The organism is Arthrobacter humicola (assembly GCF_039531445.1).
Lineage (GTDB): Bacteria > Actinomycetota > Actinomycetes > Actinomycetales > Micrococcaceae > Arthrobacter > Arthrobacter humicola.
The window spans coordinates 28,195-40,337 of sequence record NZ_BAAAQB010000019.1 but is presented as its reverse complement, the minus strand read 5'-3'; the positions used below and the strand labels follow the sequence as shown (position 1 = coordinate 40,337).

Sequence of the window (12,143 nt, the reverse complement as noted above, 5' to 3'; positions counted from 1 at the left end):
GTCTGGGAGCATCATGGGAGCATGAAGAAGAACGGTCCCGAAGCCAAGCTGCTCGTCGTCGATGATGAACCCAACATCCGCGAGCTGCTGTCAACGTCCCTGCGTTTTGCAGGTTTTGAAGTTGTCTCCGCCGGCAGCGGGCGCGAGGCACTGGCCGCCGCGGAGGAGCACGCCCCCGATCTGGCAGTCCTGGACGTCATGCTGCCGGACATGGACGGCTTCACCGTCACCCGGCGCCTGCGTGCCGCCGGCAAGCACTTCCCCGTCCTGTTCCTCACGGCCAAGGACGACACCGAAGACAAAGTCACCGGCCTGACCGTGGGCGGGGACGACTACGTCACCAAGCCGTTCAGCCTCGACGAGGTGGTGGCCCGCATCCGCGCCGTTCTCCGGCGCACGCAGCCCCAGGTCGACGACGACGCCGTGATCCGGGTCGATGACCTCCAGCTCGACGACGACGCCCACGAGGTCCGCCGCGGCGGGACCGTGATTGAGCTGTCCCCCACCGAATTCAAACTCCTGCGCTACCTCATGCTCAACCCGAACCGGGTCCTGTCCAAGGCCCAGATCCTGGACCACGTCTGGGAGTACGACTTCAACGGCGATGCCTCCATCGTGGAGTCCTACATCTCCTACCTGCGCCGCAAAGTGGACATCGATCCCGATGCCCCGGCACTGATCCAGACCAAGCGCGGCGTCGGCTACGTCCTGCGGACAGCGGAGAAGCGCTGACCTTGCTGTACCGCTGGAAGTCGGCGTCGCTGCGGTCGCAGCTCGTGGCCATCATGATGGCGCTCATGCTCGTGGCCCTTACGGCCACGGGTGCGGGCACGCTGACCCTGCTGCACAGCTTCCTGCAGGGCCAGGTGGATGACAAGCTCCGGGCCGCCGTCGATTCCGCGCGCCAGCAGCAGTCCTTCAGCCAGTTGCAGGAAACGACCTCCACCGTTCCCACCGACTATTCGCTGATGCTCTTCAGCCCGGGCGCGCCCCCTTACACGTTTGGCGGCGACAAGGACTCCCACCCCGCCATCAAGACTTTCTCCACGGTCGAAGCCCGGGAACGCCAGCAGGCGCCCTTCCAGGTGCGCGGCACCGACGGCGGCAACTGGCGGGTCGTGGCGGTCAACGTGGTGGACAACAACCAGCGCAGCGCCGTCGTCGTGATCGGCCTGCCCCTGGACCCCGTCGATTCCGTGATGGAACACGCCGCCTTGGTGGTCGTGGGGGTGGGCCTGCTGACGCTGGTCCTGGCATTCTTCATCGCCACGTGGACCGTATCGCGGTCGTTCCGGCCGCTGGCTCGCGTGGAGAAGACGGCCGCCGCCATCGCCGCCGGAGACTTGTCCCGGCGCGTGGAGGTTGAAAACCCGGGCACTGAGGTGGGCCGGCTCGGGAGTTCGCTCAATGCCATGCTCGCGCACATCGAAACAGCATTCGCCGCCCGGATGGCATCCGAGGCCAAGATGCGGCGCTTTGCGGCCGACGCCTCACACGAACTGCGCACCCCGCTGGTGACCATCCGGGGATTCTCCGAGCTCTACCGGCACGGCGCGCTGTCCACGCCTGAAGACGTGGCCACCGCGATGGGACGGATCGAGAGCGAAGCCAAGCGCATGGGGGCCATGGTCGAGGACCTTCTGCTGCTCGCGAGAATCGACGAACAGCGCCCGCTGCAGCAGAAACCGGCGGATCTGCTGCTCCTGGCCAACGATGCCGTGGTGGACACCCAGGCCAGCGACCGCAGCCGCACCATCACCCTCACCGGACTCGACGGAGCTGCCCCGGCTGCTGCCCCGGTCCTGGGCGATGAAGCCAAGCTGCGCCAGGTGGTGAGCAACCTGGTCGGCAATGCCCTGCGGTATACGCCGGAGGGCAGCCCGATCGAGATTGGCGTCGGGGTCCGGACCGCGCCGGACGGCGCACGGCACTCCGTAATCGAGGTCCGAGACCACGGACCGGGCGTCCCGGATGAGGAGGCGGCCCGGATCTTCGAGCGCTTCTACCGGGCCGATACTTCGCGGACCCGGGAAACCGGCGGCAGCGGACTTGGCCTGGCCATCGTGGCTGCCATCATCGGCGCGCATTCCGGGTCCGTGCGGGTCGAAAAGACCGACGGCGGCGGCGCCACGCTGGTGGTCAGCATCCCGTTCCTGGACGAAGACGCCACGGCATTGTCCGCGCCGGAGTTGTCCACATAGGAGCCGACGGCGGTGTCCGCCCGGTGCGCTGCCTGCCTACGCTCGAGGTGTCCGGAAGATCCGGATGAGGCAGACACTCCCCGCAAGCTTGTCCAGCAAAACTGTGTTGTGAGAAGAGACCACAGTAGATTTTTCGACTGACTCCAAGCGCTGACTGTCACGTTGCCGGGTCCCTGCTGCCTCCTTCGAACATTTGAGAGGGCACGGCCATGAGCATCATCTCCGTCGATACGGAACTCCTCCAGCTGAAATCCGCCAACGTGAAGGCCACGGTGGAGCGGATCAGCGCGGACGTCCACGCCATGAAACACGGGCTGGACGAACTTCAGGGCAGCTGGCGCGGCTCCGCGGCGACAAACTTCCAGAACCTGGTCGCCGAGTGGGCGCTGACCCAAGGCAGGGTCGAAGCATCCCTGGCGTCCATCAACCTGGCACTGAATTCGGCGGCCGCCACCTATGACCAGGCAGAGCTGGGGAACGTGCAGCGCTTCACCTGAGCCTCCCGGGTCCGGGTCAGGCCGCCCCGGGGCGGGTCAGGCCTCGGGCGTGCCCTGGTGGAAGCGCAGCCGCCACTGTGCGCCCTCAAGGACCCACAGGGAGCTGCGCAGGGCTGATCCCTCGCGCGTGTGGCTGCGGTACGTCAGGAGCACGGTCTTCTCTCCCAGCCGGTCCGCGCCCAGCAGTTCCAGTTCGGCGGGTCCGCCCGGGTTGTCCTCCAGGGCCATCATCATGGCGTCGCGGGTCCAGATGCGTCCGGAGCTGCCGATTTCGGTGAAGTCGGGGTGGAGCAGGACTGCTGTGCGGCCCATGTCCGCCCGGGTTTCCGGTTGGAGCAGTTCCCGCTCGAGCGACTCGACCACTGCTTCGGGGCTGGTCTCCGCCAAGGCTGCGGCCGGTTCTTCTTCGAGTTCGCTGAAGAGGTCCGGCTCGTCGAAGGCGCCTGGTGGGCCGAAGAGTTGCTGTTGGCCGGAGGGAGCCGCGGACTGGGTCGGTCGCATGGCCTGCTGCGGGGCCGCCGCCCTGGACGCCGGGGCCGCCGTTGCCTGCGCTGCCTGAGGGGCCGCCTGCGGCGTCGTGGAGACCGCGTGGGCTGCTGGTGGCGTCCCGACTGCCGCTGTCCCGAATCCGGGACCCTGCCGGACGGCCACGCCTTGCTGGTACGCCGTGGCAGCTGCCCGGGCGCGGTCGTCTGCCGCTTCGTTGAGCTCGTGACCTGCGTGGCCCCGCACCCATTCGAAGGTGTACTTGCGGCCGACGAGGGCCTGGTCGATGTCCTTGAGGAGGTCGACGTTCAGCACCGGCTTGCCGTCCGCCTTGCGCCAGCCCTTGCGTTTCCAGCCGGGCATCCACTTGGTCACGGCGTTGATGACGTACTGGCTGTCGCAGAGGATGAGCAGGTCTTCGCCGGGCACGTGAGCCGTGGCCCGGAACAGGTCCAGCACCGCCATCAACTCGCCCTGGTTGTTGGTGCCGTGGGGCCATCCGCCGGCGCGCCAGCAGTCGTCATTCACGTACCAGGCCCAGCCGGCCGGGCCGGGATTTCCTAAGGCCGAACCGTCGGCCGCTGCTGTAATCGTCACTGATCTATCCTGCCAGACCCCGCCGACGTCCACCGACGCCCCCTCACGTCGGCAACAAACCACCCGGCGCCCCCTCACATCCTTCCCCCACCACGCAACGCTCCCTCACCGGCCGTTCTCGGCAGAGCAGTCGCGTGATCGCCGTGATACCTGAGGCAGCGTCGGCTGGATCAGTGCGTTAAGTGAGGGAGGGTGTCCGGGCGGGGATGTGCTTAACCGACGACGGCGGCCCCACCCGAAGGTGGGACCGCCGTCGTTGAACGATTAGTTCAGGTGGCTGGAAGCCGGGTGGTTAGAAACCGCCCATGCCGCCCATGCCGCCCATGTCGTCGCCGCCGCCCATAGCCGGGGAGTTCTTCTCCGGCTTGTCGGCCACAACGGCCTCGGTGGTGAGGAACAGACCGGCGATGGAAGCCGCGTTCTGCAGGGCAGAGCGGGTTACCTTGACCGGGTCGTTGATGCCGGCGGCCAGCAGGTCGACGTACTCGCCAGTGGCTGCGTTGAGGCCGTGGCCTGCGGGCAGGCCGCGGACCTTGTCCACCACGACGCCGGGCTCGAGGCCGGCGTTGAACGCGATCTGCTTCAGCGGGGCGTCGATGGCAACGCGGACGATGTTCGCACCGGTTGCTTCGTCACCGGAGAGCTGCAGGTTCGCGAATGCCTTGGCACCGGCCTGGATCAGGGCAACGCCACCGCCGGCGACGATGCCCTCTTCAACAGCAGCCTTGGCGTTGCGGACAGCGTCCTCAATGCGGTGCTTGCGTTCCTTGAGCTCGACCTCGGTTGCGGCACCGGCCTTGATGACTGCAACGCCGCCGGCCAGCTTGGCCAGGCGCTCCTGCAGCTTCTCGCGGTCGTAGTCGGAATCCGAGTTCTCGATCTCGGCGCGGATCTGGGACACGCGGCCGGCGATCTGGTCGGCGTCGCCTGCACCCTCAACGATGGTGGTCTCGTCCTTGGTGACAACAACCTTGCGGGCCTTGCCGAGGAGTTCGAGTCCGGCGGTCTCAAGCTTGAGGCCGACTTCCTCGGAGATGACCTGGCCACCGGTGAGGATGGCGATGTCGGCCAGCTGCGCCTTGCGGCGGTCGCCGAAGCCCGGAGCCTTGACGGCAACGGACTTGAAGGTGCCGCGGATCTTGTTGACGATCAGGGTGGCCAGGGCCTCGCCCTCGATGTCTTCGGCAATGATCAGCAGCGGCTTGTTGGACTGCATGACCTTTTCGAGGACAGCAACCAGTTCCTTGACGTTGGAGATCTTGGAGTTGACGATCAGGATGTAGGGATCCTCAAGGACCGTTTCCTGGCGCTCGGCGTCGGTGACGAAGTAAGCGGAGATGTAGCCCTTGTCGAAGCGCATGCCTTCGGTGAGCTCCAGCTCGAGGCCGAACGTGTTCGACTCCTCGACCGTGATGACGCCTTCCTTGCCGACCTTGTCGAGGGCTTCGGCGATCAGGGCGCCGATCTCGTTGTCGCCAGCAGAGATGGATGCGGTGGCGGCGATCTCTTCCTTGGTCTCGATTTCCTTGGCGGAGGCCAGGAGCTCGCGGGTGACGGCTTCGACAGCCTTCTCGATGCCGCGCTTGAGGGACAGCGGGTCAGCGCCGGCCGCGACGTTGCGCAGGCCTTCCTTGACCAGGGCCTGGGCCAGCACGGTGGCCGTGGTGGTGCCGTCGCCAGCGACGTCATCCGTCTTCTTGGCAACTTCCTTGACCAGCTCGGCGCCGATCTTCTCGTAAGGATCGTCCAGCTCGATCTCCTTGGCGATGGAAACACCATCGTTGGTGATCGTGGGGGCGCCCCACTTCTTTTCGAGGACGACGTTGCGTCCCCGCGGGCCGAGGGTGACCTTGACGGCGTCGGCGAGGATGTTCAGGCCCCGCTCAAGACCGCGGCGTGCCTCTTCATCAAATGCAATGATCTTGGCCATAACGGCAGTAGTCCTTTCGGGACAGTCGTTAAGAATGAACCTTCGCTGCGGTGCCCGCGACGGACGATCCCAACCCGGCGGCCTCTGTATGCCGCTGGGTCCGGGATCTCACCCCAGCAAGGTGTTTCTTTAGCTCCTGGACCGGCCGCCTCACTTCGCAGCCGGGCGGACCGGGCGTCGTGTTAGCAGTCAGTGCGCTGGAGTGCTAACTCAATAATTAGCACTCCCCCGGGGAGAGTGCAAGCAGTGGCCGGCCCGAACCGCCCGCCACGCGGGCCCAATACGCTATGAGCGATCAGCCGCCGTTGCTGCTGGCGGTCTCCGTGCCGCTCATCTTGGCCATGTTGTCCTCGCCGTAGGTGTAGACCACGTAGTTCGCCTGAGTGATGTCCCCGTGGGAATCGAAGCTGATCCGTCCGGACTGGCCGTCGTAGTCCGGACGCTGGCCTGCACGCAGCGCGTCTTCACAGTCCTTGTAGTTCGTGCACACCTTGCTAGCGGCCGGGCTGGCGGTCTGGCCGTCTGCTGCCGCGGCGCCGCCGGAGATGGGGACGAGGGACGCCGCGATTGAGGTTCCGGCGTCGTCCTCTGCCGCGGCGGCAGCGACGGCGGCCAGGATGACGGCGTCGTACGTCTCGGCGGCGAACGTCATGTCCTTCAGCCCGGGATCTACCGCCACGAGGTCCGCCTGGAATGCGGCGGAGGGGAACACACCGGGCAGGATCCCGCGTGCGCCGTCGAGAGCGCGTGCGCCCAGCCCGGAGCCGTACTGGTTGACTGCTCCGTCGCTGAGGACGAGTTTCTTCCCGGCAAGGCCGGCGTTGTTCAGTTCGGCGATGGCGCCCTGGGCGCCATCGCGCGCGACCAGGACCACGGCGTCGGGATTCGCGGCTTTCGCGGCGGCAACAGCTTGTTGCGCCTGGCCCGGTTTGAACTCCGCGTCCGCCACGGTGTCCATGCCGGACTGCTTGGCCGCACTGCCGACGGCGGCGGCGACATCCTTGCCGTAGTCACCTTCCTCGTGCAGGACGGCCAGGGTCTTCGCGCCGCCGTCTTTGGCCAGCTTGGCCAGGACGGAGGCCTGGGCGACGTCGGCCGCCGCGGTGCGGAAGTAGTAGCCGCCGCTCTTGTAGTTGCTGAGCCCGCTGGCAGAGTTGGCCGGCGAAATGAGCGCTACCTTGGCGTTGGACAGCACGTCGATGGCGGCCGGGGCACGGCTGGAATCAGTGGGACCGATCACGACGTCGGCCTTGGCGGCCACGAGCGCTTTGGCCTGGGCGGCGGTGTCCGTGCTGATGGTTTCCGGCAGCAGCTCCACGGGTTTGCCTTTGTGGCCGCCGGCGGCGTTGATGTCCTTGACGGCAAGCTGTGCGGCCGCGAGCTGGGGGGCGTTGAGGAAGTTCTGCCGCCCGGTGTTGTCCAGGATCAGGCCGATGCGCAGGGTACCGTCGCCACTGGCGTCGGCGCTGGCCACGCGGGCGCTGCCCGCCGGCCCCAGGCAGCCTGACAGTGCCAGGGCCGTTACCGTTCCCGCTGCCAGGGCGCGGCCCAACGGGAAAGCTCCTGTGCGACGCCGGGCGGTGTCCCGCGGGGTGTCCGTGAGGGCGGGAAGTGCCACTAGGCGGGCCGAACGCTTTCAGCCTGCGGGCCCTTTTCGCCCTCGCCGATTTCCAGCTCCACCCGCTGGCCCTCATCCAGGGCGCGGTAGCCTTCCCCGATGATCGCGGACCAGTGCACGAAGACGTCGTTCTCGGACCCGTCGACAGTGATAAAGCCGTAGCCCTTTTCGGCGTTGAACCATTTGACGGTTCCCAGTGCCATGGTGTCCACACTTTCAACTAGCTTGCGTGCGGCCCACGTCGATGTGCGCCGCGGACTGCGAAGAGAAATCCGCAGCCACTGTATCCACAGCGTCCCGCAGTAATGCCGGTGACGGGCAGACCCGCCGGTGAATAGTTATTGAGGCGTAACCGGAAAGGGTTACTGGAAGCCGGGGCCGATCACCACGACGAGAGGCATGTTGAACTCGGCGGACTCCACCAGGGTGTCGATGCCCAGGAGCGTTCCCAGAGCCTCGGCGTTGCCCTTCTGGTCCACGCTGCTGTAGAAAATCACCGACGTCTGCTGGGGAACGCCGGGCCAGTTGCCCGTCTGGCCCAGGACCCAGCCGGCGGAACTGACGGTGCCGCCGACCCTGCTGGCGAGGCCGGCGGTGGTGGTCCCGTTATAGATCGTCACCGGCTGCGTCTTGTCCACGCCGGCGGCAGTGTCCCCCGGTGTTGCAGAGGGCGAGGCTTCCGGCGCCGTCGTGGCAGCTTCGGGGCTGGCCGGGGCCGTGCTGGTCGCCTCGGGACTGGGGCTCGCCGGGCTCGTAGCAGACGGGCTGCTGCTGGCGGACGCGCTGCTGCCGGCGGAGACGGCCGATGCCTGGCCCGCAGAAAAGCCGAGCTTGGGGAGGATCAGGAAGGCCACCAGGCCGATGGCCAGCGCTATGCAGCCCGCCGCCAGGATGGGAACCAGGCTCCGGCGGCGCGATTCGGCGACGGTCCGGTGGACACCCTGCCGGGTGGAGGTCTCGGGGACCCGATCAAATTCATCCCGAGCGTATTTGGTCATGGTTAAACGACGTCCTTGCTGATTTCATACGGGGTGCCCGAGGCCGGAAGCGGGCGCAACAGGACCTGCGAATCCGGCTGCGCGTGGCGCTACTTTACGAATCTGTTCCCAGACGACGGGCAGTGCGGGCACGTTGGCGTGATGTACGTAGTCTACGCAATCTCTTGACCAGCATGGGATCGTGGGCCAGCGCCTCCTCGGTATCGATGAGGGCGTTGAGGATCTGGTAGTAGTGCGTGGCGGAAAGGTCGAAGAGCTCGCGGATGGCCTGTTCCTTGGCCCCGGCGTACTTCCACCACTGCCGCTCCAAAGCAAGCATCTGCTGGTCACGGGCACTCAGCGGCGATTCGTCCGCCACCGCCCCCAGGCTGTCCCCCGACTCGGAAATTCCGTCAAAATCCCCCGCGAGCACGTGCTCTTGCGCTGTTTCGGCCACGACACACTCCCTTGGCTGGATCCGGTAAAAAGTCAGTCCCATGCTACGGCCGAACGACAGGGTTGTCATTTGGGCGCGGTCCAGGAACGGGCGGCGCGCGCGGACGTGCGGGAGAATGGGACCTGTGTTTGATTCCGATGCCCTGTTCGAGCTGGAGCCCGCAGCCGCCGACAACCTCAGCTTCGCGGAGCTGGCACGCCAGCCGCTGAGCGAGCTGGTTGCCCAGGACTGGGCCGAGGCGCTGGCGCCGGTGGAGCCACAGCTGCGGGACGTCCTGCACTACCTCGCCAGCGACGCGGCCGCGGGGCATGAGGTCCTCCCGTCGCCGTCCAACCTCCTGCGCGCTTTCCGGCAGCCGCTGTCCGGCGTGCGGGTCCTGATCGTGGGACAGGACCCGTATCCGACGCCGGGGCACGCCGTCGGGCTGTCCTTCGCCGTCGAGGGTGGCACCCGGCCGATCCCCCGCAGCCTCGCGAACATCTACAAGGAACTTGAGGCCGATCTCGGCTTCCCGCCCCGCGTCCACGGGGACCTTAGCCGCTGGGCGGAGCAGGGCGTGCTGCTCCTCAACCGGGTCCTCAGCGTCCGCGCCGGCGCGGCCGGTTCCCACCGGAGCAAGGGCTGGGAAGCCGTCACGGCGGCGGCCATCCGGGCTGTCGCGCATCGAGTGTCCGCGGACGGCGCGGGCACGGCTCCCCTCGTCGTGATCCTGTGGGGAAAGGATGCCGAGTCCGTCAGACCACTGCTGGGGTCCGCCGCCGTGATCGCCAGCGCCCACCCCAGCCCGCTCTCGGCATCCCGGGGCTTCTTCGGTTCCAGGCCGTTCAGCCGGACCAACACGCTGCTGCAGGAACAGGGCAACGGGACCGTCGACTGGGAACTGCCGCCGCTGCCGTAACAGGCCTCCCCGCCGGGGTTCCCGGCCGGGGTTCTTGGTTAGGCTTAGCTGCATGACCTCCGTCCCCGCCGCCACCACAGCCAACAAGAACTCGCGCCCCCAGACTGACCTGACAGTCCTGCGCCGGGAACAGCTCTCCCCGCACATGGTCCGGATCATCGCCGGCGGCCCGGGCTTCGCCGGGTATGTCAACAACGACTATGTGGACCGGTACGTCAAGATCGTGTTTCCGCAGCCGGGCATCGACTACCCGGACCCCCTGGACTTGTGGGCCATCCGGGAATCCATGCCGCGCAGCCAGTGGCCGTTCACCCGGACCTACACGGTCCGTTGGGTGGACGCGGCGGCCCAGGAACTCGCCATCGACTTTGTCATCCACGGCGACGAGGGCCTCGCGGGCCCCTGGGCAGCAGCGGCCAAGCCCGGTGACCGCCTCACTTTCACGGGCCAAGGCGGCGGCTACAACCCGGACCCGACGGCGGAGTGGCACCTCTTTGCCGGCGATGAATCGGCGCTCCCGGCCATCGGCGCCGCCATCGAGTCGCTGCCCCAGGACGCCCGCGGCCTCGCCTTCCTCGAGGTGGACAGCGACGCCGACATCCAGGCGATCGCGGCGCCTGCCGGCGTCGAACTGCGCTGGCTGCTGCGCAGCGGCGTCCCCGCCGGCGAGAGCGAACTGCTGGTCACGGCCGTGCGCGAGGCCGAGTGGCCCGAGGGCCGCGTCCAGGTCTTTGCCCACGGCGAGCGGGGTTACATGAAGGGTCTGCGCAACGTTTTCTACGTGCAGCGCGGGCTGGAGCGGACCCAGGTTTCCCTCTCCGGCTACTGGGCCAAGGGCCGCGTGGAGGACGACTTCCAGGCGGAGAAGAAGCTGCCGATAGGCAAGATCTGAGCCGAATATCTGACGCCACAGGATCTAACGGCGCCAGATCCAAAGGCACCGCTGGCCGGACCGCCTAGCGGCGGCGGGCCCGGCGCCGCTCGTTGCTGGCGAGGCTTCGCGTCAGGGGCCGTGCCAGGGTGTCACCGAGCACAATCCCCGCAGCGACGCCGAGCACGATCGCCCCGGCGTTCAGCATCCCCCCGGCGCCAATGAGAATCTCGGATTCCTCGATGGTCAATACATACATGGAGCGGAATATGGTGAGGCCGGGAAGCAGGATCAGGGCCGCGGGGACGGCCACGACCAGCTGGGGAGCACCCATCCGGAGGGCCACCACCCGGGCCAGCAAGCCGATCGCCACGGCCGCGAGGGCCGGCGCGAACCGGGACCCGATGCCCACGGCGTCGCCCCCGATCAGGACCAGATAGCCCACCACCCCCACGGCCGCCGTCGGCAGCAGCAGCTTCACGCTGGTCTGTTCCGTAATGCCGATCATCAGCACCGCAATGGCGATCAGGACCACGATGACCCACAAGTCATACCTGGGCGGGAATGTTTCCGTGACGTCGATCGGTTCCATGCCGGTCATGTCGCCCACGACGAAGCCGACGGCGATGCCGGCGACCAGCGCCCCGAAGGTCAGCATCGTGGACAGGAACCGGCCCGCCGCCGTGACGGGGAAGCCGTTGATCGCATCCTGCACCGAGGATACGAGCCGTCCCGTGGGCAGGAGCAGCAGGATGCCGCCGACCACCACGATCGCCGGGGCAATCTGTATCCCCACCGGGCTGCCGAAACGCCACAACAGCAGGGCAATGATGGTCACCAGAAACGAACACGAGGCCGTGATGAAGAAGTCCGGAGTACGCCAGCGGCCCAGCTGGCGGGCCAGTAGGCTCACGAACATATTGGAGATGAACGCGACCATGGACGCGCCCAGCCCTCCGCCCAGGACGCCGACGAAGACGGCGGAGAACACGCCGAAAGCCACCGTGACCATCCACCGCGGGAACGGCTTGGCGCTGCGGGTGATGTCCTCGAGCCGGCGCACGGCTTCCTCGCGGCCGACGCCGCCGGCCACGATGTCCGTCACCAGCTGGTGCACCTGCGAGAGGCCCGCGTAGTTGTTGGTCCAGGACCGCACGACGCGCAGCAAGGAGATGGGGGTCTGGTCCTTCGGGGCATAGTTGATGGCCACCGACTGGTTGGTGATGTCCACCTCGATGTTCTTCAACCCGAGCGCGGCGGTGATGGCAATGATGCTGGTCTCGACCTCGAGGGCGCCGGCCCCGTACCGGAACATGGATTCCGCCAGTTTGAGGGCGAAGTCGATGGTCTTGCGGGCCGAGGCGTCCACCCCGCCGACCTGGATCATGGGGTTGGCATAGGGGCTGCCGGCGAGCCGGTCCACGATGCTCAGCGGCGCCGTCGGCGGGTTTTCACCTTGGACCAGCCGGCGCAGCATCCGCTTGGCGGCGACGTTCTGGCGCACCTGCATGGGCGACATCGGTTCGGTCCGGGGCAGGCCGTCCGTGGGCGGCCTGCGGCGGCCGTCGGGTTCTTTGTTCATTCCGGCCTCCTCACTGTCCTTGACGGTTT

Annotated in this window: 12 protein-coding genes; 5 read left to right on the top strand and 7 right to left on the bottom strand. The window is 67.3% G+C overall.

Annotated elements, in window-relative coordinates:
• Nucleotides 1–21 precede the first annotated feature (21 nt).
• From ABD243_RS06645 to ABD243_RS06635, 3 genes are all read left to right on the top strand, one after another.
• The gene (locus tag ABD243_RS06645; protein WP_091251396.1) at nucleotides 22–732 is read left to right on the top strand and encodes a response regulator transcription factor; all 711 of its coding nucleotides are present in this window, start codon (nucleotides 22–24) and stop codon (nucleotides 730–732) included.
• Nucleotides 733–734: 2 nt separating this feature from the next.
• Nucleotides 735–2,201, top strand: a complete 1,467-nt coding sequence (locus ABD243_RS06640) for a sensor histidine kinase (protein WP_116766970.1) — start codon at nucleotides 735–737, stop codon at nucleotides 2,199–2,201.
• A gap of 209 nt (nucleotides 2,202–2,410) precedes the next feature.
• Nucleotides 2,411–2,698, top strand: coding sequence for a WXG100 family type VII secretion target (locus ABD243_RS06635; protein WP_091251583.1), 288 nt, complete (start codon nucleotides 2,411–2,413; stop codon nucleotides 2,696–2,698).
• A gap of 36 nt (nucleotides 2,699–2,734) precedes the next feature.
• On the opposite strand, the gene ABD243_RS06630 is transcribed toward ABD243_RS06635, so the two are convergent.
• The 6 genes from ABD243_RS06630 to ABD243_RS06605 all read right to left on the bottom strand — a co-directional run bounded on the left by ABD243_RS06630 (nucleotide 2,735) and on the right by ABD243_RS06605 (nucleotide 8,763).
• Nucleotides 2,735–3,781: an RNase H family protein gene (locus tag ABD243_RS06630; RefSeq protein ID WP_344363539.1), complete on the bottom strand. Its 1,047-nt coding sequence runs from the start codon at nucleotides 3,779–3,781 to the stop codon at nucleotides 2,735–2,737.
• Between the two features lie 292 nt (nucleotides 3,782–4,073).
• Nucleotides 4,074–5,711, bottom strand: coding sequence for a chaperonin GroEL (groL, locus tag ABD243_RS06625; protein WP_091251391.1), 1,638 nt, complete (start codon nucleotides 5,709–5,711; stop codon nucleotides 4,074–4,076).
• A gap of 295 nt (nucleotides 5,712–6,006) precedes the next feature.
• Nucleotides 6,007–7,329, bottom strand: coding sequence for an ABC transporter substrate-binding protein (locus ABD243_RS06620; RefSeq protein ID WP_425547141.1), 1,323 nt, complete (start codon nucleotides 7,327–7,329; stop codon nucleotides 6,007–6,009).
• Nucleotides 7,329–7,532, bottom strand: a complete 204-nt coding sequence (locus ABD243_RS06615) for a cold-shock protein (RefSeq protein ID WP_139184482.1) — start codon at nucleotides 7,530–7,532, stop codon at nucleotides 7,329–7,331. Before ABD243_RS06615 ends, ABD243_RS06620 begins: the two co-directional genes overlap by 1 nt.
• A 159-nt stretch (nucleotides 7,533–7,691) precedes the next feature.
• Complete coding sequence (locus tag ABD243_RS06610) at nucleotides 7,692–8,327, bottom strand: LytR C-terminal domain-containing protein (protein ID WP_344363493.1); 636 nt, start codon at nucleotides 8,325–8,327, stop codon at nucleotides 7,692–7,694.
• 94 nt (nucleotides 8,328–8,421) lie between these two features.
• On the bottom strand, nucleotides 8,422–8,763 hold the full coding sequence (locus ABD243_RS06605; RefSeq protein ID WP_344363491.1) for a DUF3263 domain-containing protein: 342 nt from the start codon (nucleotides 8,761–8,763) through the stop codon (nucleotides 8,422–8,424).
• 115 nt (nucleotides 8,764–8,878) lie between these two features.
• Here ABD243_RS06605 and ABD243_RS06600 point away from each other — a divergent pair, with 115 nt between their 5' ends.
• Both ABD243_RS06600 and ABD243_RS06595 read left to right on the top strand, forming a co-directional pair.
• Nucleotides 8,879–9,661: a uracil-DNA glycosylase gene (locus ABD243_RS06600; RefSeq protein ID WP_344363488.1), complete on the top strand. Its 783-nt coding sequence runs from the start codon at nucleotides 8,879–8,881 to the stop codon at nucleotides 9,659–9,661.
• Nucleotides 9,662–9,713: 52 nt separating this feature from the next.
• Nucleotides 9,714–10,553, top strand: a complete 840-nt coding sequence (locus tag ABD243_RS06595) for a siderophore-interacting protein (RefSeq protein ID WP_344363485.1) — start codon at nucleotides 9,714–9,716, stop codon at nucleotides 10,551–10,553.
• A 64-nt stretch (nucleotides 10,554–10,617) separates the two neighbouring features.
• Here the strand turns inward: ABD243_RS06595 and ABD243_RS06590 are convergent, their stop codons facing one another.
• Nucleotides 10,618–12,114 carry a threonine/serine exporter family protein gene (locus ABD243_RS06590; RefSeq protein ID WP_116766975.1) on the bottom strand — a complete coding sequence of 499 codons (1,497 nt, stop codon included), beginning with the start codon at nucleotides 12,112–12,114 and terminating at the stop codon, nucleotides 10,618–10,620.
• Between the last annotated feature and the right edge of the window lie 29 nt (nucleotides 12,115–12,143).

Excerpts from the sequence above, each read along its gene's own strand:
- ABD243_RS06645 (WP_091251396.1), top strand. The coding sequence starts at position 22 with ATGAAGAAGAACGGTCCCGAAGCCAAGCTGCTCGTCGTCGATGATGAA.
- ABD243_RS06635 (WP_091251583.1), top strand. The coding sequence starts at position 2,411 with ATGAGCATCATCTCCGTCGATACGGAACTCCTCCAGCTGAAATCCGCC.
- groL (WP_091251391.1), bottom strand. The coding sequence starts at position 5,711 with ATGGCCAAGATCATTGCATTTGATGAAGAGGCACGCCGCGGTCTTGAG.
- ABD243_RS06615 (WP_139184482.1), bottom strand. The coding sequence starts at position 7,532 with ATGGCACTGGGAACCGTCAAATGGTTCAACGCCGAAAAGGGCTACGGC.
- ABD243_RS06610 (WP_344363493.1), bottom strand. The coding sequence starts at position 8,327 with ATGACCAAATACGCTCGGGATGAATTTGATCGGGTCCCCGAGACCTCC.
- ABD243_RS06600 (WP_344363488.1), top strand. The coding sequence starts at position 8,879 with ATGGGACCTGTGTTTGATTCCGATGCCCTGTTCGAGCTGGAGCCCGCA.
- ABD243_RS06595 (WP_344363485.1), top strand. The coding sequence starts at position 9,714 with ATGACCTCCGTCCCCGCCGCCACCACAGCCAACAAGAACTCGCGCCCC.
- ABD243_RS06590 (WP_116766975.1), bottom strand. The coding sequence starts at position 12,114 with ATGAACAAAGAACCCGACGGCCGCCGCAGGCCGCCCACGGACGGCCTG.